The organism is Actinomycetospora chiangmaiensis DSM 45062, from assembly GCF_000379625.1.
Classification (GTDB): domain Bacteria; phylum Actinomycetota; class Actinomycetes; order Mycobacteriales; family Pseudonocardiaceae; genus Actinomycetospora; species Actinomycetospora chiangmaiensis.
On record NZ_KB903217.1, the window covers coordinates 13,782 to 36,124 of the forward strand.

The following is a 22,343-nucleotide window of genomic DNA, read 5'->3' on the forward strand; positions in this document are numbered from 1 at the left end:
TCGGACCCCGGTCGGGGATCGACTCAGGGCCGCCGGGCCGGGAGCTCCGTCAGTCCGCGGAGCTCCTCGGCCAGCCGGTCGCGGTGCTCGTCGATCACGCCCGACGACGGGTCGGTGCCGCCCGACCACGCGAGGGCGTCGGTGAGTACGCGCAGGGCCGCGTTCACGGCCGCGGCGCGGACGGCGACCGTGAGGTCGTGCGGGGGCAGGGCGAGCCGTCGGCCGAGGACGTCGGCGAACACCGGTTCGGCCCGCTCGTGCAGCACCAGCCATACGGCGCGCACGGCCGGTTCGTCCCGCGACATCCGCACCACGGCGAGCACCGCCTCGAGGTCTTCGGGCGACATCACGTAGGCCGAGCGCAGGTGGGCGCCGAGCTCCTCGGACTCGGGCCAGGAGCGCAGGACGTCGACGAACGCGTCGAGCGACACCGAGAGCAGCGGCTCGACGCACGCCTCCTTGGAGCGGAAGAGCCGCCACAGGGTGCGCTCCGAGACCCCGGCCGCGCGGGCGACCTGCTCGCCGGTCGTCTCGGCGACGCCGTGCTCCCGGAACAGCGCCACCGCGTGCCGGGAGATCTCCAACCGGCGACGGCGCCGCTGCTCCTCGGTGACCGGAGGCCGACCGCGGCGGCCGGCGGCGCCGTCGTCCGGAGCTGTGCCCATCCGCACACCTTACCCGGCTTTTAATGGCACCCACTGCCACAAAGACGTACGGTCGGTGACGCCGCCGTCACCTCGAGGAGTCCTCATGACTGCCACCACCGACCGTCCCGCGGACCTGACGCTGCCGTTCGAGCGTCCCAACGTCCTCGAGCTCGCCCCGCTGTACGACGTCCTGCGGCGCGAGGCCCCGGTCGCCGCCGTGACGACGCCCGCGGGCGACCCGGCCTGGCTGGTCACCCGGTTCGAGGAGGTGCGCGACCTGCTGGGCGACAAGCGGTTCGGTCGCTCGCACCCGCACCCCGAGCGCGCCGCGCGCATCACCCACGCGGCGATCGCCGACGGCCCGAGCGGCAACTACGAGACCGAGGAGGCCGACCACACGCGGATGCGGCGCCTGCTCACCCCGGCCTTCTCCGCCAAGCGCATGCGGCAGATGGGCGAGGACGTCCAGGCGCTCGTCGACGGCTACGTCGACACCCTGGTCGTGGCGAAGGAGGCCGACGGCGTCGCCGACCTGCACGAGGCGCTCGCGGTGCCGCTGCCGGTCGCGGTGATCTGCCGCCTGCTCGGCGTGCCGCACGACGACGCCGACCACTTCCGCGCCCTCTCCGACCGCATGGCCACCTTCGACCCGGCCGTCGACGCGCAGGGCGCCCGCCAGGAGTTCGGCCGGTACATGGCGGGGCTCGCCGAGCAGAAGCGGGCGCAGCGGACCGAGGACGTCATCTCCGACCTCGTGCACGCCCAGGAGGAGGACGACGCCTACGACTACGAGGAGATGATCCGGCTCTCGGTCGGGCTGCTCTTCGCCGGCCACGAGACGACCGTCAACCGCATCGGACTCGGCGTCCTGATGCTCCTCACGGAGTCCGAGCGGTGGGACTACCTCGTCGAGGACCCCGAGGGCCGGACCGACCGGGTCGTCGAGGAGATCATGCGCCTCGGCGCGCCGGGCGACCTCGGACTGGTGCGCTACGCCCACACCGACGTCGAGATCGCCGGCGTGACGATCCACGAGGGCGACGCGGTGGTCATCTCGATCAACGCCGCCAACCGTGACCCGCAGGCGTTCGCCGACGCCGAGGCGTTCGACCCGGAGCGCGAGGAGCGCGCGCACGTGGGCTTCGGCCACGGCGGCCACTTCTGCATCGGCGCGAGCCTCGCCCGCACCGAGCTGCGCACCGTCTTCCGCACGCTCGCCCGGCGGCTGCCCGACCTCCGCCTCGCCGTGGGTCTCGACGACATCGACGTGCGGACCCACCACCTCACCGGTGGGGTGAAGGCCCTCCCCGTCACCTGGTGACGTTGCGGACGACCCGGAGCCGCCCCTCGGCTCCGGGTCGTCGTCGGGCCCCGGATCAGTGCGCCGCCGCGATCAGGTCCGCGAGCGCCGCGCTGTCGTGGTCGGGGCCGCAGCCCTCGAGCAGGAACGTGACGCTGCGGGCGTTGCGCGTGCGCAGCGGCAGCAGCTCCCGGTATGCGGGGGAGCGGTACCACGCCCGCGCCGCGTCGAGGTCGGGGAAGCCGATCAGCACCATCACGCCGTCGAAGGGCCCTTCGAGCACCTCCGGCGTCGCGCCGTGGACGAGGAACCGGCCGGCGTAGGGGTCGAGCGTCGCCTGGATGCGGCGCAGGTAGTCGAGGATCTCGTCGTTCTGGTCGATGTCATGGAGCAGGCCCACCGCGTATGCGTTCATGACGACAAGCGTGGTCCGGTCCGCGCGTGGGAGCGATGACCTCCCGGGTCATGGTCGCCGCTCCGCGTGCGGCGCCCGGATCCTGTCGCGACGACCGGGTCGTCGGTGAACCGTCGTGTCACGGGACGTCAGCGTCCCGTGAACGTCTGTCGATCTTGCGTGAACGCGCATGAACGGCATTTTCGCAGCTCACCGGCCCTTCAACAGGATCTCTGACACGTGCTTGAAACGTCGCGGTGACATGGTTCATCGCGAGCATTCACCCGTCGGGGGCAGGGGTTAGCTTCGGTTGCGCACGGTCGGTTGGAGCGCGCGGACGAGGTGGAACATGACGGTCACGGGAGCGACGCGCAGTCCCGTCGTCGACGAGAGCCGCGACCAGGGACCCCGCCACCGACCGGGGGAGCGGCTGCCGGATCTGTTCACCGAACTCGCGGCGCGGCACCCCGAGCGGGTCGCCGTCGACACGGGCGAGGAGCGCTGGACGACCGCCCGGCTGGCCGCGCGGGCCCGGCGCACCGCACGGCTGCTGACGGGCCGCGGTGTCCGCCCCGGCGACCGGGTCGCCATCCTGGTCGACGAGCCGGTCGCGTCGTACGTCGCGATGCTCGCCGTCGGGCTCGTGCACGCCGCGTACGTCCCGCTGGATGCCGGCTTCCCGGCCGACCGCGTCGGGTTCATCTGCGACGACGCCGAGGCCACCGCCGCGATCGTCACGCCGGCTCTCGCGGACCGGCTCCCGGACGGCGTGACGAGGATCGACCCGGCCGACGCGGAGCACGAGAGCGACGCCCCGCTGACGGCCGACGAGACGGGCGGCCCGGTCGACGAGCTGGCCTATCTCATCTACACCTCCGGGACGACGCTCGAGCAGATGAGCGCCGACGGCGGGTCCGGGTTCGAGACCCCGGCCGCGGTGATCGTCGAGACCACCCAGGGCGAGGGCGGGCTGAACCCGGCGAGCCCGGAGTGGCTGCGGGAGCTGGCCGCGACGTGCCGGCGGCTGGACATCCTGCTCATCGTCGACGACGTGCAGATGGGCGTCGGACGCACCGGCCCCTTCTTCTCGTTCGAGCTGGCCGGCATCCGCCCGGACATCGTCTGCCTGTCCAAGTCGATCTCCGGGTACGGGCTCCCGATGGCGCTCGTGCTGCTGCGTCCGGAGCTGGACGTCTGGGCGCCCGGCGAGCACAACGGCACCTTCCGCGGGAACAACCCCGCCTTCGTCACCGCGACCGCCGCGCTGCGGGAGTACTGGGCCGACGGTGCCCTGGAGCGGAGCGTCCTCGCCCACGGCGAGCGGGTCGCCGCGGAGTTCGAGCGCCTCGCCGCCGACACGTCGGGCCTGGCGCTGCGGCCCACCGGCCGCGGCCTCGCGCGCGGCCTCGCGATCGCCGAGCCGGGGGCGGCGGAGCGGGTGTGCGCCGCCGCGTGGCGCCGCGGGCTGATGATGGAGACGGCGGGTCCCGACGACGACGTGGTCAAGGTGATGCCGCCGCTGACGATCGCCACGGCCGACCTCGACGCCGGGCTCGACATCGTCTCGGCGGCGGTCGCGGAGGTGGCGGCATGACGATCGCCGACGTCCCCACGTGCACCGTCGTGATGGTGGGGGAGCGGCGGATTGGCCTGGTCGGGCCGGTCGAGGACGTGCCCGGGGTGGCCTACACGCTGCACGAGCGGTTCAACCGCGACCGGCGGGCCGCCGGACTCCCACCGCTCGACGCCACCCACGTCGTGCCGGCGGGCACCACCCGCGAGCAGGCCGCGGAGGCCCTGCGGACCGGCCGCGGCCCGGCGTCGTGGTCGGGGTTCACCGCCCTGCGGCGTCGCTGAACTTGCCCACGGTGCGCCCCTCGCGCACCGTGGGGACGTGACCAAGGCGGTGCAGGACCTCATGATCGCCGTGGAGCGGGTCCACGACGCCCTGCACACGGCCGTCCGGGCCGCCGGCCCGGTCGCACACCTGCTGACCGAGGACGCGACCTTCGACGTCCTGCCGTCGGGGGCCGGTGCCAGCGGGGCGGCCGAGATCGACCGGTTCGTCACCGGGCAGGTGGTGCTGCCCGGAGACCTGACGGTGCGCCGGAGCTCCCGGACCGGCGACCGGTTCCGCGTGGTCGACGAGGAGGTCTTCACCTTCACCCACGACCGCGAGCTGCCCTGGCTGCTCCCCGGCGCGGCGACCGGAAAGCCGACCGAGCTCGTCGTCGTGACCCTGACCGCGGTCAAGCGGGGGCAGGTGACGCGGGCGCGGATGGTGTGCGCGGAGCGCAGGTGAGCAGGAACGGTCGGGACGGCGACCTTCGCTGCGCACGTGCGGGAGACCCGTGACGCTCCGGTCGGTCCTGCTGTTCCTGTTCGCCGCCGTCACCGAGATCGGCGGGGCGTGGGCGGTGTGGCAGGGCGTCCGGGAGGACCGCGGGTGGGTGTGGATCGCGGTCGGGATCGTGTCCCTCGCGGCCTACGGGTTCGTCGCGACGCTGCAGCCCGACGCCACGTTCGGCCGGGTGCTCGCGGCCTACGGCGGGGTGTTCGTCGCCGGGTCGCTGGCCTGGGGCGCGGTGCTCGACGGCTACCGGCCCGACCGGTTCGACGTGCTCGGCGCGCTACTCTGCCTGGCCGGCGTCGCCGTGATCATGTATGCCCCGCGCGGCGTCTGAGCCCACGGCGGGGGCGGGAGTCGGGGCGCGTACCGTCACACCATGCTCGCGGAGCTCCTCGGCCGTCTCGCCGGCCGGATCACGTGGCCCCCGCCGGACACCGACCGGAACCGTTTCCTGTTCCGGCTCACGTTCCCGCTGGCCGCGCTCGCCGCCGCGTACGTGCTCACCTTCGCGCTGGTGAGCGACGGCTGGCTGCCCTATCTCGTGGCGGTGATCCTGCTGATGATCACCGGGATCTCCGGTATCGGGCTGCTGCTGATGCGGGCGCACCGCCAGGAGGTCGCCGCGGCCGAGGCCGCGGAGCTGGCCCGGGTCGACGGGTCCGGCAGCACCTCCGCGGCCCGGCAGGGGCCGGTGACGCCGCGGTAGCTCGTCGCGCGTGGGGCGACCGCCGCGGGTGTCAGCTGTCCTCGTCGCGGCGGAGCTCCTCCAGCACCTGCCCGCCGAGGTTGGAGGGGCCGAGCGCCGAGACCGCGGTCGCGAGGTCGACCACGGCGGCCAGTTCCTCCCAGGCGGCGCCGGCCCGCCGCGCGGCGAGGGCGTGCCAGCGGGCCGGACCCGAACCCTGCACCAGCAGCATCGCGAACAGCAGCAGCTGCACGGTCTTCGGGTCGAGGGTCTCGTCGAAGAAGGCGCCGGCCCGGAGCTTCTCCACCCGGTCGAGCGCGGCCGGCGCGACGTCGCCGAGGAAGCGCAGCTTGGCCGCCGGCAGCGGCGGTACGGTCCCGAACAGTTGCGTGTAGGCCCACTCCCACGCGGTGGCATCGGTCGTCGCATCCTCGGACGGCATCGCTCTGCTCCTCTCGACCGTGGCCGGTCGAGCGTCCCAGGTGGAGGTGCATCGGGGCCACGTCCCGCCCCGCGTGTAGGCCGTCCGGAAATCGGCGCCTCCGTACGGACTACAGCCACATGCCCACTGCGAAATGTACGGTTGTCGTCACTCAACGTATATGCAGCGGTCCTCGTCCCCCGGAAGAGGTTCGGCGTCCCGACGACGCGGGTAGCGGTTCCTGGCCGAGGTGACGATCGGCCTGCGGCCTGAGGATCGCCGGCGCATCGGGAGGGGGCGGGAGTCGTGGAGGAGGACGACCCGACGCCGCTCGCGCGTCTGCTCCGCCGCGTCGTCCTCCTCGGTGGACTGCTGGTCGGATTCCTCCTGGCAGGCCTCCTGTTCGCCGGTGCCGCCCAGGCCTCTCAGGGCGGGGGGAACCCGGGCGGCAACGGCTCCGCGTCCGGCACGTCCAGTGCCTCGGGTCAGGCCGGCTCCAGCCACGCGACCCCGGACCGATCGACCTCCCGCCCGGCGACGTCGGGCACGTCTTCGGGTCAGTCTGCGGGGCATGCGACCTCCGTCAAGTCGTCGACAACGTCGTCGAGTACGACGACGTCCGGTACGACACGGTCCGCCACGACGACGTCCAGCACGACGCGGGCCGCCACGACGACGTCCAGCACGACGCGGGCCGCCACGACGACGTCGGGCACGACGGCGTCCGGTACGACGCGGTCCGCCACGACGACGTCCGGCACCTCCGTCGGCTCGGTGCGGACGACGGCCCCGACGTCCCCGGCTCCCGTCGTCGACCTCGAGACGGTCGTGCCGCGGTCGTCGGCGACCCGCGGCCCGGCGCTGACCACAGCGACGTCGGCCGTCGCGAACGCAGCGACGTCAGCGCTCCCGGCGTCCGTGCGGCCCGGCGGCCGTGCGCCTGCGATCCCGGTCCCCCTGACGACGATCACGTCCACCCTCGACCGGGTGCGCGCGCCGGCCACCACGGTGACCACGTTGGTGGCGAACGTGCCGTCCTCCGTGCCAACGGTCCTCGCCCCGGTCACCACGGTGACGACGTCGGTGACGAACGTGCCGTCCGCAGCGCCCTCGCTCCTCGCCCCGGTCACCACGGTGACGACGTCGGTGACGAACGTGCCGTCCACAGCGCCAACGGTCCTCGCCCCGGTCGACGCCGTGGCGCCCGCACTCGTCCATGTCGAGGGAGCGCTCGCCCGGACCGGCGGCAGTCTCGTCCAGCCGGTCACGAGCCTGACCCCCGCCGTGACGGCGCTGACGGGGTCGGTGGGCGTGGTCGCCGGACGGGCGATCGGTCTGTCGCAGGAGGCCCCGGTCGGGCTGGTTGTGAGCCGAACCCTGGGAGCCGCGACGGCGACGGCGACCGTCCCCGGCCTGACGGGCGCGAGCGCCGCCCGTCCGGCGGCCTGCGGCGTGGCACCGCTGCCGGCTCTTCCCGGTGGCCTCGCACTCCCATCGGTTCCTCCGGGAGCCACCCTGGTCGGGCCGGCGGGTCCGGGCTCACGGAGCGTCCCGTGGTCCCTCACCGAGCCGGCCTCCGGCCCGGTGGCACAGCGGGCGCCCGGTGCGCCCGTTCCCGGGGATCCCGTTGCGCCCGCGTCCCCGGCCGGATCGCCCGGCGGTGCCGGCTCCGGGGCGAGCATCCTGCCCGGGCTGCTAGCCGACCCGCTGGCCCTGCCGGTGGTCCTGACCGCGCTGGCGCTGGGTGCCTGCGCGCGGCGTCGGACGTGGTGGTTCCCCGAGGTCGCCATCGGGCCCGACTGAGACCTCGGCGCGCGCCGTCCGCCATCGGCTGTCCGCGGGTGGGGATCGTGCGACCGAATCTCGGTCAGTTCTTCGGGACCGGCCTGCCCACGACGCCTGGCGTGCTCCTGCGTGCAGCGTGACCGACACGCAGTGAGGGACCGACGGGCGGGAACCACGTGGCGCGAGCCCGTCCCGACGGACCGGTCGACCGGCCCGGAGCTCCTGCTCGTCGCGCGGTCGGTCGGCCCAGGGTGACCACGCGTGGGGCCGCTCGCTGACCGCTGTCGGCGATGGGCCGTACGAGGGGGCGGCTCATCGCGCCACTCGACGCGGATCCGCAGGGTGACGCCCCGCGCGTGGTCGCCGCCGGCTCTTCTGCGGCCTCCTGCCCCGGTGCAGCGGTCGCCTCTCGACCAGACGTTCTTCCGTGAAAGGCCGTGCGATGCGTCGCGACGTCTCCGTGCGCTGTCCCGTCGTCCTCGAACTCGTGGGCGCCCACCGCCCCCCGGTGTGGGCCCAGGTCGAACTGCGCTTCGTCGGGCCGGACCCCTACGCGATCGCGCTCGCGTTCCAGACCCTGCACTCCCGTGAGGTCGTGTGGCGGTTCTCCCGTGGGCTCCTCGCCCAGGGCCTGATCGAGGCCGTCGGTGAGGGCGACGTCCGGATCCGCCCCCTCGACACGACCGTGCCCGCACGGGTCGTCGAGATCGAACTGCTGTCGCCCGGCGGGCGTGCCGTGTTCCACGCGCCCTACACCGAACTCCGCGACTACCTGACCCGCACCCAGGAACTCATCGCCTTCGGCGCCGAGCACGAGTGGCTCGACCTCGACCACACCGTCACGATGCTGCTGCTCGCCCCGCCCACGTGGAGGTCCGGAACGGGGTGAGGTGCGCGGCGGCCGGGTCCGGCGCCGGAGGGCCCAGCACCCGGGGAGCGGCGGAAGGCCCACCGCAGGCCGAACGGGGTTGGAGCGGTACCGTCGGTACCTCGTTCGAGGGGGGTGCGGTGACGCGACGTCACTGGCGGTGGGGCTCGGGGATCGACACCGCCTGGCTGCAGCTCGAGCGCGACAACAACAGCGTGGTGGTGCACGGGGCGCTGTGGTGCGACGGCCCGGTGGACATCGAGGTGCTGCGGGATCGGGTCCGGGAGCGGTGGCTCCCGCGCTACCCCGGGCTGCGACAGCGTCCGGTGTGGGGCCCGGGGCGACTCGGACCGGTGCGCTGGCAGGACCACGACGTCGACCTGGCCGCCCACGTCCGGGTCGGGGAGCTCGACCGGGCCGAGCCCGACGAGGACCGGGCCGTGGCGGCCGCCATCGGCCGGGCGTTGTCGGAGCCGCTCCCGGCCGATCGACCGTGGTGGCGGCTGACGGTCCTCACCGGTCGCTCGGGACGCAGCGCGATCCATGTCGCGCTGCACCACGGGCTCGGCGACGGCGTCGCCATGAACCACCTCTTCCACGTCCTCGCCGACGGCGATCCCGGCGACGACACCCCGGTGGCGTACCGCGCCGACCCGGTGGAGCTGCCCGGGCAGGGGGACCTGCGGGTGTTCCGGCGAACGGCACGCGAGCGGCGTAGATCCCTGGGCGCCCAGGCGAGGGAGGCGCTGGCCGGCCGTCGCGGGGAGCTCGCTCGTACCGTCCGGGCGGTCCGGCGTGGGGCGGCCCTGCTCGGCCGCCCCCACCGTGACGCGCGCACGCTGCTCCAAGAGCCGATCGGGCCGGTGAAGGTGGTCCGTTGGACCTCCTCGCTCGAACTACCGGCGGTGAAGAGCGCGGGCAAGCGCGACGGCGGGAGCGTCAACGACGTGCTCTGCGCCGCGGTGGCGGGCGCCCTGCGCACGTTCCTCGCCGACGCCGACGACGGGCAGGACCGTGTCCCCGTCCCACGACTGCGCGCGGTCGTGCCGACCAACCTGCGTCCGATGGACCGGGCCATCTCCGCGCGGTTGGGCAACGAGGTGGGCCTCGCCCTGCCGTCGCTGCCGACCGACGAGGAGGACCCCGCGCGTCGCGTCCGGCAGATGAACCGCACGATGGCGGCCGTCAAACGGACGGACCAGGCACTCGTCACCTACATGGGGATCGCGGGCGGCGGGTTGCTCTCCCCGCGCCGTACCCAGGGCCTCGTGCAGCGGTATGCCGGCACCTCGTCGGTGGTCATCTCCAACGTCCCGGGCCCGGTCGCCGAGCTGTCGGTCGCCGGAGCCCCGATCCGCGACATGTTGTTCTGGGTGCCCTGCACCGGTCGGCTCGCTCTCGGCGTCAGCATCCTCAGCTACGCCGGGCGGCTGCGCCTCGGTGTCGCGGGCGATGCGGGCGTCCTCGACCGCGCGGGCGGGATCGACCGCTTCACCCGACTGCTGGACGAAGAACTCGACCGCGTCCGCTGATCTCGGCGGACACCGTCGGCCCCCATCGCCCGCGTCCGAGGGCCGGACGCCGGGGCCGCCGGGAGGGAGCGGCCGCGTCGACCGCTGGTCGGCCGGACGGGCCCGGTGCCATGCCCGGTCGGGCGGACGGACCGACCCGCCGGGTCCAGGAGGGCCGCCGGGATTTCCGCTGCCGGACCGGTTCGCCAGGCGGCACACCGGTGTGACCGTGGTGGCCCGCGGTCGGGGCGACCGGCCCCGACCGCCGAGCCACCCAGGAACTCCAGGTGTCCCTCATGACGCGTGTCGATCCCGGTCCGTGCCGGCACCCCGCGCGCGGGTCCCTCACCCGAGCCGTCGGCAGGAGCTGACATGACCGTTCCTGCGGGTGTCCCGCTCTTCCAACGCTTCTTCCGCTCCGTCGGCCGCGTCAAGATCGACCGGAACGACGTCAAGCGGTTCCGGGCCTTCATCGACGACCTCGTCGACGACCTCGCGATCGCCGGTCGCAACGCCGCCACGTGGAACGGCCGCGACGTGATCGCCCCGCAGGACCTCCCCGTGCCGACGGGGCTCCAGGAGCGGATGCGTGAGTTCGACGGGCTCGAGGAGGCCGGCGAGATCCGGGGCCTGCTCGCGCCGACCATCCGTCGCCCACCCGGCGACGTGACCTTCTCCGAGGAGACCGAGGACGTGTTGGTGGAGCTCTTCGGCGGGCTCGCCGTCGCGCTCGCGCGGACCTTCCGCGAGGTCGATCCCGAGGTCGTCCATCCCGGGACGGAGCACTGGGACCGGGTGACCACGATCTTCCGCCTGGTGTTCTGATGGCGACCGGTCCCCGGTCCTCCGACGTCCACGAGACCGACCCACGCCGCGCCGAGGAGCACCTCACCGGGGCGGTGCGCCTCGTCCACGCCCCACGCGACCGGTTCGCCCTGCACCTGCACCGGATCGCCCACGGCCCGCTGGCCCTGGAGGACGTGCGGTGTTCCGAGGGCACCCGCATCCGGGTCGACGAGGACGCGGGCTACCGGGTGGGGCTGCCGGTGCGGGGGCCGGTCCGCGCCGATCACCACCGTCGCGAGCTCGATCTCGGACCGGGGCGGGCCGTCGTCGTCACGCCGTTCGAGCAGGTCGCGATGACGACGCGCGACGACACCCACGTCGTGATCGTGCGGATCGAGCCGGACGCGCTCGAGGACGCGCTGGAGGCGCTCCTCGGGCGGACGGTGGCTCGACCACTCCGGCTCCGGCCGTCGACGGTCCCGGGCACGGCGGGCGGATCGGCCTGGACGTCCGTGGTCCGGTCGGTCGGCGCGCCCGGCCCCGACCCCGCCGCCGTCCTGGCGAACCCGTTGAGCGCGGAGCCGCTGTACGCCGCGGTGCTGGTCGGGCTGCTGCACCTGACCGAGCACCCGGAGCGCGAGGCTCTCGACGCGCCGGTCCCGAGCTGGGGGCCGCACCCGATCCGCGAGGGGCTCGACCTGATCGAGGCCCACCCCGAGCTGCCGCTGACCGCGACGAGCCTCGCGGCGCGCGCCGGACTCAGCGTGCTCGCCCTGCAGGGATGCTGGCGACGCCACCGGGACGTGCTGCCCCGCGACGACGTCGACCGCGTCCGGATGGCCCGGGCACACCGCGACCTGGAGTCCCACCGGCCCGACGAGACCACGGTGGACGCGGTGGCGAGGTCATGGGGCTTCCCGCCGCGGGCGTTCTCCGCGGCCTACGGCTCGCGCTTCGGCCGCCCGCCGGCCCAGACCCTGCGGGGCCCCGCCTACGCCTGATCCGCTCTGCCACAGCACCGGTCAGGCCGCCAGCCGGGGGTGGACGACGCCTGTTGACGGGCGAACGGCCGTCCCGGACTCGGCCCTCCGGGTGGAAGGTCCGGGCCCGGATGTGCCCCGGCGAGCCGATGCCCCGCCGCCGACGGGACGCCACGGTGACGAACCGACGGTGACGACGGCGAGGCGGAGGCCCGGGTGCGCAGGACAGGGACCAGGATCGTGGGACTCGTCGCGGCGTGCGGCGCCGGAGCGTGCCTGCTGAGCGGGTGCAGCGCCGACGCCGCCGCCGTGGGACCGCCGATGACCCTGGTCGTCTCGGCGGTGACCGACCGGCCGATGACCGTCTGGTTCGACACCCGTCAGCGGACCCCGTCCGGGCTGGTCGGGGAGGGCGTCGACGCGACGCCGGTCGAGCTGTCCCCCGAGCGACCGGCGGCCGTGGTCACCGTCCCGTACGCCCGCGGCAACTGGCTGTGGGCGCGGGTGTCGGGCCCGTCCGACGCTCCCGAGGGCAGCGCCGTGGCCTGCGAGCTGCGCTCGCGGGCCGGCCGTGTCCTCGACGCCCACGCCTCCGACCCGTTCCGAGCACCGCCCGGCGAGACCGGGTGCGCGGGCGCCCAGTGACGGCGGCCGGGCCGGCTACCCCTCGGCCACCTTCTCCCAGCGCTCGGCGAGCCGGTCCAGCTCGGCGAGCAGGGCCGCGAACTCCCCGTCGCCGTCGGACGCCCCGTCCGGGACGCCCATGAGCTCGGCGTGCAGTCGAGCGACCTTGGCGCTGACGTCGTCGAACAGCGTGGCGCCCTGGTCGGTCAGGGACAGCAGCTTGCGCCGCCCGTCCGACGGTGCGGTGTCCCGGCGGATCAACGAGCGGTCCTCGAGCCGCTTGCAGACGTCGGCCATGGTCGAGCGGTCGAGTGCCACGCACGCGGCCAGGGACCCCTGGTCGACGTCCGGGTACTCGCGTACCGCGGTGAGCACCGCGAACTGCGGGCCGGTCAGCGTGGTGTCGACGTGTCGCAGCCAGGCCGCCGAATAGGCCTGGTACAGCCGCCGCGACAGGAAGCCCGGCGCCCCGCGCAGCCGCTCCGGTGTCGTGGGTCGCCCCGCGGCAGCGGTGGTCGGGTCGTCGTTCCCGGTCATTCTCGTCCTCGTTCCCCCAGGCGTCGGGTGGCGACGCGGGCGGTCACGAGGAGTCGTCCTCGGTGGTGAAGACCGACCGCGTCCTCCTACCGACGCGTACTGCGCGTCACCCGTCCGGCGTGGACGGTGACGCACCCCCCCTTCACGTCGCGTGACGCGACTCTGGTTGAGCACGCTACGACGTCACCCCCGTTGCGGGCGAGCGAACTCGCGGGACGCGCCGCGAACCGTCAGGACGGACGGGACGCCAGCGGGACCGGGATCTCGGCCGGGAACAGCCGTCGGACGTCGTCGAGGGTCACCAGGCGCAGCCCGATCACCTGGTCGACGACGGCCACCCGCCACCCCCGGGTCTTGTCGTTGAGCCGCACCCCGCGCAGCCAGCGCTGGGCGTGGCGGAACGCCTCGCTCTGGGTCTTCGGGCTGGGCACCGGCCGTCCGGAGGCGCGGTGCCAGCCGGCGATCTGGTCGGCGTCCCCGTGGACATCCCGGGCGACGCCGTCGGGGCTGAGCGCGGCGGCGATGAGGGTCGGGCCGCACGCGGCGACGAGGACCGACCACCACGTCTCGTCGGTGGGCAGCGCGGCGTTGACGGTGCGGCCGCCCGCGAGGTCGTCCCGGTCGGCCGCCGCGGCGGTCGGCGCGAACGCCAGCAGCGCGAGCGTCACCTCGCGGCCGTCCGCCAGCCACAGCCCGAGCGAGGCGCGCGAGTCGCGGACGAGCAGCCCGTTGCCCGCCCGGATCCGGTCCTGTCCGGCCACGCCCGGCACCACGAGGGTCAGCTGGCCGCCGTGGCGCTGCCGGTTGATGACGAGGTAGGCGTCGTCCCGGATCTCGATCTCCGCGGCGACCCGGGACACCTGGTCGTCGTCGACCTCGACGTGCCGGTCGCTCGCGGCGTTGCGCCCGATTGTCGCCGTCTCGCCCCACGGGACCGAGAGGCGGCGTTCGGTGCGGACGTCGAGCAGCGCCAACCCGCCCATGGGGAGACGTCCCGCGCCCGGCAGCCGCACGCGATCAGTATCCCCGGGCGACGACCTGCGTCGTCGTGGCCGGCCTCGCCTCCGCCGTGACCTCCCGCGCCAGCAGGCGCAGCCGGGGGCCGTCGGTCCCGAGGCCGATCTCCGCGCCGGGCGGCAGCGGGGTCGGGCCCTCGATGCGTCGCCCGTCGACGCGGGTGCCGTTGGTGGAGCCCAGGTCCGTCGCGGTCCATCCGCCCGAGCGGTCCGGCGCCAGCCGCAGGTGCCGCCACGACACGCCGGGATGCTCCACGACGACCTCCGCGGCCGGGTCGCGCCCCAGCTCGACGGACCCCGTCAGCTCGGTGTCCGAGAGCTGCGCGCCGGCCGCGTCCTCCACGACGAGCACCGCCCGCGGTCGGGTCCCGACGACGAGCGTGCGCAACGCCGGCACCGCCCCGGTCACCCGGGTCGCGAGGGCGGCGAGGCCGCGGTTCCCGACGGCCGGTCGTACCCGGCGCGGGCCCGGGCTCGGCCGGGGCCCGTCGACCACGGCCGCCGTCGGCGGCTCGGCCCGCTCGCCGGCCCGGGGCACGGGCAGGCGCGGTGGTCCGGGGGCGCGCCTCCCGCCCCCGGACCCGGGTGGGACGGGGCCGCTGCCCCGCCCGTCCCACCCGGCGCCCGGCCCGGACCGGGCCGGGACCCCTCCCGCTCCCCGCGCCGGGGCGAGAGGGACCGCCGTCGTCGCGCACGCAGCGGCGACGGGGGTCTGTTGCGGCTCGGAGAACGCCGCGGTGACGACGACGCGACCGAGCGGCACGTCGTCGGAGACCAGCAGGTGCACCCAGGTCCGCTCGGCGAGGCGGCGCACCCCGTGCTCGCGGCCGTGCTCCACATAGCCCTCGGCCAGCTCGCGGGCCAGCGCCTCGAGCGGGCGGCGCTGGGCGACCTCGGCGCCGTCGACCGGGTTCCACTCCACCCACAGGTGCGGCGCCGCGACCTGCTGGCCGCGCGGGGTCCACACCAGGGCGTCCTCGCCGTCGAGGCGCTCCGCGGTCACCCGCAGCAGGCCGTCGCCGTGCACCCACGGCCGGGCCAGCAGCGCGCGCAGGGCGCGGCGGACCGGGGCGCCCGTCGTCGGGGGGACGCTGAGGTCGACGGTGGCGGTGGTCGACGGGGGAGCGGGCAGCGGCTCCGGACGCGGGCGCGCCCAGGCCGAGACGACCATGGCGAGCCCGGCCGCGAGCGCGACCAGCACGACGATGAGCACCGCGACCAGCAGCGAGCCCGTGGTCCACCAGAGGATCAGGAGCGCCGCGACGGTGCCGATCGCGACCAGCCGGGTCCTGGTCATCGGTCCGACCCGATGGCGGTGACCCGCTCCAGTCCCGGCACCTGGCCGGCGACCTGCGCGGGGGTCGGGAGGTGGTTCGCGGCCGTCGTCAGGACGCCGCTGTCCGCCGCCGCCCGACCGGCCCACGCCGGGCCGATCGCCATCGCGGCCGCGCCGATCAGCACGCACACCACGAGCGCCAGCCCGCCGTGCGCGACCACCCCGACGGCCCGGTCGACGAGCACCGGGCGGGCGTAGCGGCCGTTCGCCCGCGCGGCGAGCGTGTCGGCCAGTCGGCGTCCGAGGCCCAGGCCGACCAGCCCGGCCACCAGCACGCAGGCGATCAGCAGCGGCGTGGACGCCGCGTCCCACCACCCCGCGACCGCTGCGCCCACGATCACCCCGACGACGGCCCCGGCCAGCGAGAGCACCAGGGACGTCCCACCGCGACGCCATCCGCGCCAGGCGGCGAGGGCGACGACGGCGAGCACCACGAGATCCACGAGCGTCACGCGTCCTCCTCTGTGAAGCGGTCACCCAGGAGTGAACCGACGCGGGGAGGGCCGCGGGGACCCGTCGTCGGGAACTAATTACCGAGCTCCCCGACGACGCGTGAGCGGGCGCACACCGACGACTGTGAGCCGGATCGTGCGGTTGATTCGGTACCGTGGGTAGCGGTTACCGCCGGTGTCCGGTACTTCTGGTACCTAGAAGTTTTCACCGGCAGAGGAGACCCCGTGACGGCCGCACTCTCACCACGCGTCCGGCGCCTGCGTGACCTGGCGACCCGCCTCACCACGCCGCTGCTGCCCGACGACTACCTGACCCTGATCAACCCGCTGTGGTCCGCCCGTGAGCTGCGAGGCCGGATCGTCAGCGTCACCCCCGAGGCCGAGGACGCGGCGACGCTGGTCGTCGAGCCCGGCTGGGGCTGGGACTTCCCGCACGCCGCCGGTCAGTACATCGGCATCGGGGTCGCGATCGACGGGCGCTTCGTGTGGCGCTCGTACTCGCTGACCACGCCGCCCTCGCGCGACGGCAAGCGCCTCGTGATCACCGTCCGCGCCATGCCGGACGGGTTCGCCTCGCAGCACCTCGTCTCGGGCGTCGCACCCGGCACCGTCGTGCGCCTCGCCCCTCCGGCCGGCGAGTTCGTCCTGCCCGACCCGCTCCCGTCGAAGGTCCTCTTCCTGACGGCGGGCTCCGGGATCACGCCGGTCATGGCGATGCTCCGCTCGCTCGACCGTCGTCCCGACGGCGGCGAGGACGTGGTGCTCGTGCACTCCGCGCCCGATGCCGACCGGACCCTGTTCGCCGACGAGCTCGACCTGCTCGCGCGCCGCCACCCGACGTGGCGGATCGTGCAGCGCCACACCCGCGATCGGGCGAGCGGAGCGACGGGGGACGAGCTCGTGGGCCACCTCCGCATTCCCGCCGGGCTCGACGAGGTCGTGCCCGACTGGCGCGGGCGGCAGACCTGGGCCTGCGGTCCGGCCGAGATGCTCGACGACGCCGAGCGGGCGTTCGCGGACGCCGGCCTCGCCGACGCCCTGCACCTCGAGCGGTTCGCGGCCTCGTTCTCGGGTTCCGCCGAGGGCGGGACCATCACGTTCGCCCGCAGCGGCCGCACCGTCGAGACCGACGGCGCCACGACCGTCCTCCAGGCCGGCGAGCAGGCCGGCATCCCGATGCCCTTCGGCTGCCGCATGGGCATCTGCCACACCTGCGTCGCGCCCCTGAGCAGCGGCGCGGTCCGCGACCTGCGCGACGGCACCGAGTCACGCGTCGCCGACACCGACCAGTCCACCCGCACCGTCCAGACCTGCGTCACCGCCGCATCCGGTGACTGCACCGTCGACCTGTAAGAGAGGAGCCACCACCATGGCCATCTCCGACATCAAGGAATTCGCCCACCTGACCGAGGCCGACGTCGAGGCCCTCGGCGAGGAGTTCGACCAGATCCGCCGCGACGTCGAGGCGACGCGCGGTGCGGCCGACGAGGAGTACATCCGGTCGATCATCAAGACCCAGCGCCGCATCGAGATCGCGGGCCGCACGGCGCTGTTCGGCAGCGTCGTGCCGCCGCTCTGGATGGCGGGCGCCGCCCTGCTCGGCGTGGCCAAGATCCTCGAGAACATGGAGATCGGCCACAACGTCATGCACGGCCAGTGGGACTGGATGAACGACCCGGAGATCCACTCGGCCACGTGGGAGTGGGACAACGTCTGCCCCGCCGAGCAGTGGAAGCACTCGCACAACTACCTGCACCACACGTACACGAACGTCCTCGGCAAGGACAAGGACGTCGGCTACGAGATCCTGCGGGTCACCTCGGACCAGAAGTGGAACCCGGTCAACCTCGGGCAGCCGGTGTTCAACACCCTGCTCATGCTGCTCTTCCAGCACGGGGTGGCCATCCACGACCTCGACATCGAGGGCCTGCTGCGCCGGGACATCCAGGACCCGGAGGAGTTCAAGGCCAAGCTCGAGCAGGTCGGGCGCAAGATGCGCAAGCAGATGGGGAAGGACTACATCCTCTTCCCGCTGCTGACCGGGCCGCAGTTCATCACGACGCTGACCGCGAACATGGCGGCGAACCTCATCCGCAACGTGTGGTCCTACGCGATCATCTTCTGCGGGCACTTCCCCGACGGCGCCGAGGTCTTCACCGAGGACCAGCTGGAGAACGAGACGCAGGGTGAGTGGTACCTGCGTCAGCTCCTGGGCTCGGCGAACTTCACCGGGAACCGGCTGATGCACGTCATGTCCGGCTCGCTCGGTTACCAGATCGAGCACCACCTCTTCCCCGACCTGCCGTCGAACCGGTACCCGGAGATCGCGGAGCGGGTCAAGGAGATCTGCGCGAAGTACGACCTGCCCTACAACATCGGGCCGTTCCCGAAGCAGTTCTGGAAGTCGATCCGCAGGATCTGGCGGCTCGCGCTGCCGAACAAGAAGTTCGCGGCCGAGCAGCAGGCCCACGAGTCGGAGGGGCTGACCCGCGAGCACGCGACCAGCACCCCGGCCGCCGAGGCCGACGCCCGTCGGGCGACGCAGGAGACGCCGGTCGCGGCGTGACCTCCTGAGGTGACCGACACGGCACCGTCGCCCCGAGGGGCGGCGGTGTCGTTCGCGTCCGCCCGGCGACTCAGGACCGGCCGAGCACGGCCGTCACCACCGCGGCGTGCTCGCGCAGGGTCTCGGCCGGGTCCTGGCCCGGCTGCCGCCCGAAGCCGCAGTACATCGCGACCCCGAAGTCGTCGAGGAACCGCGACGCGGTGGCGTGCCGGCGGCGCAGCCCGGGCTCGCCGTCGAGCGGCAGCACGATGCCCAGGAAGACCCGCGTCTCCGGCACGCTCAGGTCGGCGAGCGGTGCGAAGAACGACGCGTCCTCGCTGCGCAGGTAGCGCGGCCCGGCGAGGTGCAGCCAGTCCAGCGGGCGGCCGGCGTTCGCGGCGGCGTGGTTCGCCATCCGCACGAGGAGGCCCATGTCCCGGGCCTCGTACATCGGCCACTCCGGGAAGGTGCCGTAGCAGAGGTGGAGGCCGAGCAGGACCTCGGTCGGCACGTGCGGCGCGAGCCGGGACCACGGCCCCGCGAAGCGGTCCCACGCGCCCTCGGGACCGCCCTCGGTCCAGCCGAGGACCTGCTCGTTGTCGAGCACCTCGTACGCCGCGTCGAACTGCAGGGCGAGGTCGTGCGCCGGGACGGTGGCGAGCACCTCGTCGATCGAGCGTCGCGTCAGGTCCTCCAGGGCGGGTCCGACGACCGCCCAGTCCCGGGCGTAGTGGTCCTTGAACGCTGCGGTGAACACGCTCGACGGGAACGGGAAGTTGACCTGGAACCGCTGGCCGGCCGGGATCACGCCCTCGTCGCGCAGCCGGCGGAAGAGGGCGTACGACTCCAGCATCACCGGTACCCGGGGCCACGCGTCGAACCGCACCGCGTCGACCCCGTCGCGCACGGTCAGCCGGGCGGTGTCGTAGGCGTGCCGCGCCCGGCCGGTGGGGGAGCCGGTGGGGGCGAGCACCTCGAGGTCGGGGTGCGGTTCGAGCAACCGTGTGCGGTCGAAACCCACCCAGGCCCCGAGGGGACCCGCCTCGCCGTCGGGAAGAGCGGGAACGAGGTGCCCGACGAGGCCGGCGCCGGCCCGGAACGCCTCCTCCGCCGACGGCGTGGGCAGGCTGCCCACCAGCAGCAGGTCACTCGTCACCCGTCCGGCCATGCCGATCTCCCTCGCCTCGGTGTGCGCCGCCAGCCTGCCACCGGGGCGGTCACGGCCCCGATCGACGCCGCCGAGGCCCGGGTCGCGTGGGCCGCCCCGTCCGGCAGACTCAGCACCCATGACGACGTGGGAGCGCATCCGCGAGTCCTGCGGCGGCTTCGTCGTCACCTTCTGGGTCGGCCTCGCTGCGATCGTCGGGCTGTTCGTGGCGTCGGCGGTGCTGCAGCACGAGGCCGACACCGGCGAGGTCTGCACCTCCGCGGTGGCGGTGCGGGTGCCCGACGTCGACTGCACCGGGCACCGGCCAGGCGACACGTGGGTCTACTACCGCGCGGGGCTCCTCGTGCCGCCGGTCGGCGGGTCCACGGCGGGAGCCTCGGAGGACGCCCCGGACGGCAGTGCGGTCCCGGGCACGCCCGAGTCCGGCGGACCCGCCGCGCCCCGGTCCTGACGCACGACGGCGTCGCCCCCGTACGGCAGGGACGGGGCCGTGGGCGGCACCACGTCGTTCGTTGCCACTGCTCGCCGGATGTCCGCGGAGCCGTCATCGCGGTCCCCGCCCGGTCCCGACGCCATCGGCGACGCCAGGGAGTGCTGGCAGCCGCGGCGGACGATCCCGCATGGCGCTGCCCGAAGGTCCGCGAGCGCTGCCCGGACGCCCTCTCGCGTGGCAGTCATGCGTCACTGCTGTCACTGACGCCAGTGCCGCGTCGTCGGCTGCGGAGCCGGCCGTGATTGTCGGGGGTCGCTGCTAGCTTGCGAACATGAGTTCGAACGAGGTGGTGGACGCGGTCAGCGAGGAGCTGACCGCGTTGCTCGCGCGCCTCGGCGAACTCGCCGAACTGCCCACCGACCCTGCTGGTGACGGTGGCGCGGCGTGTGTAGATCGGATCGCGCTGCTGGAGCAGGCCCGGGCCGCGCTGGCCGCCGCTCAGCACACCGCGATCGTCACCTTCGGTCGTACCCAGGTCGAGGAACAGGTCGAGCAGATCGCCGACGGCCGCCTCGACCCCGAGAAGCTCGGCCGCGGCATCGCCGACCAGATCGCCCTGGCCGCCCACGTCTCCGCCTACGTCGGAGATCGGCGGCTGAACGTGGCACGGGCGTTGGCCACCGACCTGCCCTGCACCCGGTCGTTGTTGGTGGCCGGGAAGATCAGCGAGCACGTCGCCGAGCAGATCGTGTCGCTGACCGACCACCTCCACCCCGAGCTCCGCGGGCAGGTCGACAAGCAGATCGCCGACGCCGGCCTCGACGGCATGGGCCGCAAACAGGCCTTGGCGGCGATCAAGAAGCTGGCCTACGAGGCCGACCCGGTCGGGTTCACCCAACGCGGGCGCACCGCGCGCAAGGACCGGCGCGTGACGTTGCGGCCGGCACCGGACACCATGAGCGTGCTCTCGGGGCTGTTGCCCGTCGAGCAGGGCGTCGCGTGCATCGCCGCGCTGCGCCGGCACGCCGACACCCTGATCGGGACGGGCGAGTCCGGCGGCCGGTCGCGGGATCAGATCCTCGCGGACACCCTCGTCGAGCGCCTCACCGGACAAGCCCGGGCCGAGGACGTCAACGTCGAGGTCGGGATCGTGCTGCCCCTCGACGCGCTCACCGACCCCGCCGACACCGCCGCCGGCGAACTCGTCGGGCACGGCCCCGTTCCCGGCGGCATCGCCCGCGACATCCTCGCCACCTCGAACGGTCGGCGGTGGTGGCGGCGGCTGTTCGCCCACCCCGGCCACGGCACCCTCGTCGGTGGCGACCCGAGACGCCGGCTGTTCGACGGGTTCCTCGCCAAGCTCATCACCTGGCGCGACCACGGCTGGTGCCGTGAAGCCTTCTGCACCGCCCCGATCCGCCACCTCGACCACATCAAGGGCGCGAAGGCCGGCGGGCCGACCAGCTTCGGCAACGGCCGCGGGAACTGCGAGCGGCACAACCAGAACAACGAACTCCCGGGGTGGCACCACCGCGTGGTCCACGACGGCCTCGGCGAGCAGCCCCACACCGTCGAGACCACCACCCCGACCGGCCACACCTACACCAGCCGAGCCGGACCATGAGCCACCTCGGAAGCGGGCGCCCGGCTGACTACCGTCGCCCCGTGGGAGAACGCACCGGAACCCGGGTGCCAGGGCTCGTCGGCGCGGTGCTCACCGTGGTGCTCGGAGCGGTCTGGGCGCGTCGCGACTTCCACGCGTGGCGCGCCCTGGGGCCCGGTGGTCTGCCGCCGACGCCGTGGGGGTGGCTCCGGGTGAGTGCCCTGCGGGTGGTCGCCCTCCTGCCCGCGCCGCCTGGCAGCGGCATAGACCCCGGGCCGCCGACACCGCCCGTGGGGCGCCTCCCCGAGCGGGGTGCGCCGCGACCCCGCGTGGCGCCCCATCCGGTACCCCACCGGGTGCTCGACCAGCGGGCCCCGCGCGAACTCGCCCGCCGGCTGCAGCAGGAGCTCGAGACCCTGGCCGGGCGGCAGGGTCTGCGGATGGCCACCAGTCGGTGGGAACGGCACCACGATGCCCTGTGGTGGGGGACCGGCGACGAGATCGCCCACGTCCACCCGGTCGACGGCAGCTGCCACGCCGTCCTGACGCCGGCCGACCTCGACGTGGTCCGGGCACGCGGTTGGGGCGTCGTGCACCCCCTCGCGGGGTGGGGCGGGCTCCCGCGGACCTACGCCCTGCTGTTCCCGCCGCGTGACGAGACGGAGGCCGGACACGTGGTCACCCTCCTGCGGGCCGCGACCGAGACGGCCCGGAAGGGGTGACCGAGACGCTGTCCGATACGTCCGGTTGTGGGCAACCGTTCACCTCGCGTTCGCGGATGCGGGCAGGTTGGCGCGCCACGGGTTCAACTCCGCGTAGCAGGGTCCGCGCGGGCCTGTCGCGAAACCAGGTGACGACACGGCCCGCCCGTCACTGCGGGCTCCTTCCATCCCCTCGGGAGA

Annotated in this window: 26 protein-coding genes; 17 read left to right on the plus strand and 9 right to left on the minus strand. The window is 74.2% G+C overall.

Translation table 11 applies throughout. From position 1 onward, the window contains the following. Positions 1-23 precede the first annotated feature (23 nt). Positions 24-665: a TetR/AcrR family transcriptional regulator gene (locus A3CO_RS0100115; protein ID WP_018330201.1), complete on the minus strand. Its 642-nt coding sequence runs from the start codon at positions 663-665 to the stop codon at positions 24-26. A gap of 85 nt (positions 666-750) precedes the next feature. Here A3CO_RS0100115 and A3CO_RS0100120 point away from each other — a divergent pair, with 85 nt between their 5' ends. After that, entirely contained in the window at positions 751-1,968 is a 1,218-nt protein-coding gene (locus A3CO_RS0100120) for a cytochrome P450 (protein ID WP_018330202.1), read from the plus strand. A 55-nt stretch (positions 1,969-2,023) separates the two neighbouring features. On the opposite strand, the gene A3CO_RS0100125 is transcribed toward A3CO_RS0100120, so the two are convergent. Beyond that, positions 2,024-2,362, minus strand: coding sequence for a DUF1330 domain-containing protein (locus A3CO_RS0100125; RefSeq protein WP_026204128.1), 339 nt, complete (start codon positions 2,360-2,362; stop codon positions 2,024-2,026). 328 nt (positions 2,363-2,690) lie between these two features. On the opposite strand from A3CO_RS0100125, the gene A3CO_RS35130 reads away from it, so the two are divergent. The 5 genes from A3CO_RS35130 to A3CO_RS0100150 are packed head-to-tail and all read left to right on the plus strand — an operon-like array spanning position 2,691 to position 5,397. Next, positions 2,691-3,935: an aminotransferase class III-fold pyridoxal phosphate-dependent enzyme gene (locus A3CO_RS35130; RefSeq protein ID WP_018330204.1), complete on the plus strand. Its 1,245-nt coding sequence runs from the start codon at positions 2,691-2,693 to the stop codon at positions 3,933-3,935. Further along, entirely contained in the window at positions 3,932-4,198 is a 267-nt protein-coding gene (locus tag A3CO_RS0100135; protein ID WP_018330205.1) for a hypothetical protein, read from the plus strand. The genes A3CO_RS35130 and A3CO_RS0100135 overlap by 4 nt, the downstream gene beginning before the upstream one ends. Positions 4,199-4,235: 37 nt before the next feature. After that, on the plus strand, positions 4,236-4,643 hold the full coding sequence (locus tag A3CO_RS0100140) for a hypothetical protein (protein WP_018330206.1): 408 nt from the start codon (positions 4,236-4,238) through the stop codon (positions 4,641-4,643). Between the two features lie 49 nt (positions 4,644-4,692). Further along, positions 4,693-5,025, plus strand: coding sequence for a YnfA family protein (locus tag A3CO_RS0100145; RefSeq protein WP_018330207.1), 333 nt, complete (start codon positions 4,693-4,695; stop codon positions 5,023-5,025). Between the two features lie 42 nt (positions 5,026-5,067). After that, entirely contained in the window at positions 5,068-5,397 is a 330-nt protein-coding gene (locus tag A3CO_RS0100150; protein ID WP_018330208.1) for a hypothetical protein, read from the plus strand. Positions 5,398-5,428: 31 nt separating this feature from the next. On the opposite strand, the gene A3CO_RS29270 is transcribed toward A3CO_RS0100150, so the two are convergent. Both A3CO_RS29270 and A3CO_RS0100165 read right to left on the minus strand, forming a co-directional pair. Next, complete coding sequence (locus A3CO_RS29270) at positions 5,429-5,818, minus strand: carboxymuconolactone decarboxylase family protein (RefSeq protein WP_018330209.1); 390 nt, start codon at positions 5,816-5,818, stop codon at positions 5,429-5,431. A gap of 536 nt (positions 5,819-6,354) precedes the next feature. Further along, positions 6,355-6,963 carry a hypothetical protein gene (locus tag A3CO_RS0100165; RefSeq protein WP_018330210.1) on the minus strand — a complete coding sequence of 203 codons (609 nt, stop codon included), beginning with the start codon at positions 6,961-6,963 and terminating at the stop codon, positions 6,355-6,357. A gap of 418 nt (positions 6,964-7,381) precedes the next feature. Between A3CO_RS0100165 and A3CO_RS37770 the strand changes: the two genes are divergently transcribed. From A3CO_RS37770 to A3CO_RS0100195, 6 genes are all read left to right on the plus strand, one after another. Continuing rightward, a complete protein-coding gene (locus tag A3CO_RS37770) occupies positions 7,382-7,600 on the plus strand; it encodes a hypothetical protein (RefSeq protein WP_157646889.1) in 219 nt (72 codons plus the stop codon). 442 nt (positions 7,601-8,042) lie between these two features. Then, entirely contained in the window at positions 8,043-8,471 is a 429-nt protein-coding gene (locus tag A3CO_RS0100175; protein WP_157646890.1) for an SsgA family sporulation/cell division regulator, read from the plus strand. Between the two features lie 119 nt (positions 8,472-8,590). Beyond that, positions 8,591-9,982: a WS/DGAT domain-containing protein gene (locus A3CO_RS0100180; RefSeq protein WP_018330212.1), complete on the plus strand. Its 1,392-nt coding sequence runs from the start codon at positions 8,591-8,593 to the stop codon at positions 9,980-9,982. Between the two features lie 351 nt (positions 9,983-10,333). Beyond that, positions 10,334-10,786, plus strand: a complete 453-nt coding sequence (locus A3CO_RS0100185; RefSeq protein ID WP_018330213.1) for a DUF1931 family protein — start codon at positions 10,334-10,336, stop codon at positions 10,784-10,786. Then, entirely contained in the window at positions 10,786-11,748 is a 963-nt protein-coding gene (locus tag A3CO_RS0100190; protein WP_018330214.1) for an AraC family transcriptional regulator, read from the plus strand. The genes A3CO_RS0100185 and A3CO_RS0100190 overlap by 1 nt, the downstream gene beginning before the upstream one ends. A gap of 219 nt (positions 11,749-11,967) precedes the next feature. Further along, positions 11,968-12,372, plus strand: a complete 405-nt coding sequence (locus A3CO_RS0100195) for a hypothetical protein (protein WP_018330215.1) — start codon at positions 11,968-11,970, stop codon at positions 12,370-12,372. A 15-nt stretch (positions 12,373-12,387) separates the two neighbouring features. Here A3CO_RS0100195 and A3CO_RS0100200 read toward each other — a convergent pair whose 3' ends face one another. The 4 genes from A3CO_RS0100200 to A3CO_RS0100215 form a co-directional block, all read right to left on the minus strand. Next, positions 12,388-12,888, minus strand: a complete 501-nt coding sequence (locus A3CO_RS0100200) for a MarR family winged helix-turn-helix transcriptional regulator (RefSeq protein WP_018330216.1) — start codon at positions 12,886-12,888, stop codon at positions 12,388-12,390. A gap of 230 nt (positions 12,889-13,118) precedes the next feature. Further along, complete coding sequence (locus A3CO_RS0100205) at positions 13,119-13,901, minus strand: FHA domain-containing protein (RefSeq protein ID WP_157646891.1); 783 nt, start codon at positions 13,899-13,901, stop codon at positions 13,119-13,121. 4 nt (positions 13,902-13,905) lie between these two features. Beyond that, positions 13,906-15,201, minus strand: coding sequence for an FHA domain-containing protein (locus tag A3CO_RS38850; protein WP_018330218.1), 1,296 nt, complete (start codon positions 15,199-15,201; stop codon positions 13,906-13,908). Beyond that, a complete protein-coding gene (locus tag A3CO_RS0100215; protein WP_018330219.1) occupies positions 15,198-15,692 on the minus strand; it encodes a hypothetical protein in 495 nt (164 codons plus the stop codon). The genes A3CO_RS38850 and A3CO_RS0100215 overlap by 4 nt, the downstream gene beginning before the upstream one ends. A 225-nt stretch (positions 15,693-15,917) precedes the next feature. Between A3CO_RS0100215 and A3CO_RS0100220 the strand changes: the two genes are divergently transcribed. Continuing rightward, complete coding sequence (locus A3CO_RS0100220) at positions 15,918-17,045, plus strand: ferredoxin reductase (protein ID WP_018330220.1); 1,128 nt, start codon at positions 15,918-15,920, stop codon at positions 17,043-17,045. A 16-nt stretch (positions 17,046-17,061) separates the two neighbouring features. Next, positions 17,062-18,258 (plus strand): fatty acid desaturase family protein, encoded by a 1,197-nt coding sequence (locus tag A3CO_RS0100225; protein WP_018330221.1) that lies wholly within the window; start codon positions 17,062-17,064, stop codon positions 18,256-18,258. 70 nt (positions 18,259-18,328) lie between these two features. On the opposite strand, the gene A3CO_RS0100230 is transcribed toward A3CO_RS0100225, so the two are convergent. Continuing rightward, entirely contained in the window at positions 18,329-19,405 is a 1,077-nt protein-coding gene (locus A3CO_RS0100230) for a hypothetical protein (RefSeq protein WP_018330222.1), read from the minus strand. Between the two features lie 118 nt (positions 19,406-19,523). Between A3CO_RS0100230 and A3CO_RS0100235 the strand changes: the two genes are divergently transcribed. The 3 genes from A3CO_RS0100235 to A3CO_RS37775 all read left to right on the plus strand — a co-directional run bounded on the left by A3CO_RS0100235 (position 19,524) and on the right by A3CO_RS37775 (position 22,163). Next, positions 19,524-19,856, plus strand: a complete 333-nt coding sequence (locus A3CO_RS0100235) for a hypothetical protein (protein ID WP_018330223.1) — start codon at positions 19,524-19,526, stop codon at positions 19,854-19,856. Positions 19,857-20,169: 313 nt separating this feature from the next. Further along, entirely contained in the window at positions 20,170-21,462 is a 1,293-nt protein-coding gene (locus A3CO_RS0100240) for a DUF222 domain-containing protein (protein WP_051085788.1), read from the plus strand. Positions 21,463-21,503: 41 nt separating this feature from the next. Further along, positions 21,504-22,163 carry a luciferase domain-containing protein gene (locus tag A3CO_RS37775; RefSeq protein ID WP_157646892.1) on the plus strand — a complete coding sequence of 220 codons (660 nt, stop codon included), beginning with the start codon at positions 21,504-21,506 and terminating at the stop codon, positions 22,161-22,163. Positions 22,164-22,343 lie beyond the last annotated feature (180 nt).

Bases quoted from the DNA above. Each gene is read 5' to 3' on its own strand.
- A3CO_RS0100115 (WP_018330201.1), bottom strand. From the start codon at position 665: ATGGGCACAGCTCCGGACGACGGCGCCGCCGGCCGCCGCGGTCGGCCT.
- A3CO_RS0100120 (WP_018330202.1), top strand. From the start codon at position 751: ATGACTGCCACCACCGACCGTCCCGCGGACCTGACGCTGCCGTTCGAG.
- A3CO_RS0100125 (WP_026204128.1), bottom strand. From the start codon at position 2,362: ATGAACGCATACGCGGTGGGCCTGCTCCATGACATCGACCAGAACGAC.
- A3CO_RS35130 (WP_018330204.1), top strand. From the start codon at position 2,691: ATGACGGTCACGGGAGCGACGCGCAGTCCCGTCGTCGACGAGAGCCGC.
- A3CO_RS0100135 (WP_018330205.1), top strand. From the start codon at position 3,932: ATGACGATCGCCGACGTCCCCACGTGCACCGTCGTGATGGTGGGGGAG.
- A3CO_RS0100150 (WP_018330208.1), top strand. From the start codon at position 5,068: ATGCTCGCGGAGCTCCTCGGCCGTCTCGCCGGCCGGATCACGTGGCCC.
- A3CO_RS29270 (WP_018330209.1), bottom strand. From the start codon at position 5,818: ATGCCGTCCGAGGATGCGACGACCGATGCCACCGCGTGGGAGTGGGCC.
- A3CO_RS0100185 (WP_018330213.1), top strand. From the start codon at position 10,334: ATGACCGTTCCTGCGGGTGTCCCGCTCTTCCAACGCTTCTTCCGCTCC.
- A3CO_RS0100190 (WP_018330214.1), top strand. From the start codon at position 10,786: ATGGCGACCGGTCCCCGGTCCTCCGACGTCCACGAGACCGACCCACGC.
- A3CO_RS0100200 (WP_018330216.1), bottom strand. From the start codon at position 12,888: ATGACCGGGAACGACGACCCGACCACCGCTGCCGCGGGGCGACCCACG.
- A3CO_RS38850 (WP_018330218.1), bottom strand. From the start codon at position 15,201: ATGACCAGGACCCGGCTGGTCGCGATCGGCACCGTCGCGGCGCTCCTG.
- A3CO_RS0100225 (WP_018330221.1), top strand. From the start codon at position 17,062: ATGGCCATCTCCGACATCAAGGAATTCGCCCACCTGACCGAGGCCGAC.
- A3CO_RS0100230 (WP_018330222.1), bottom strand. From the start codon at position 19,405: ATGGCCGGACGGGTGACGAGTGACCTGCTGCTGGTGGGCAGCCTGCCC.
- A3CO_RS0100235 (WP_018330223.1), top strand. From the start codon at position 19,524: ATGACGACGTGGGAGCGCATCCGCGAGTCCTGCGGCGGCTTCGTCGTC.
- A3CO_RS0100240 (WP_051085788.1), top strand. From the start codon at position 20,170: ATGAGTTCGAACGAGGTGGTGGACGCGGTCAGCGAGGAGCTGACCGCG.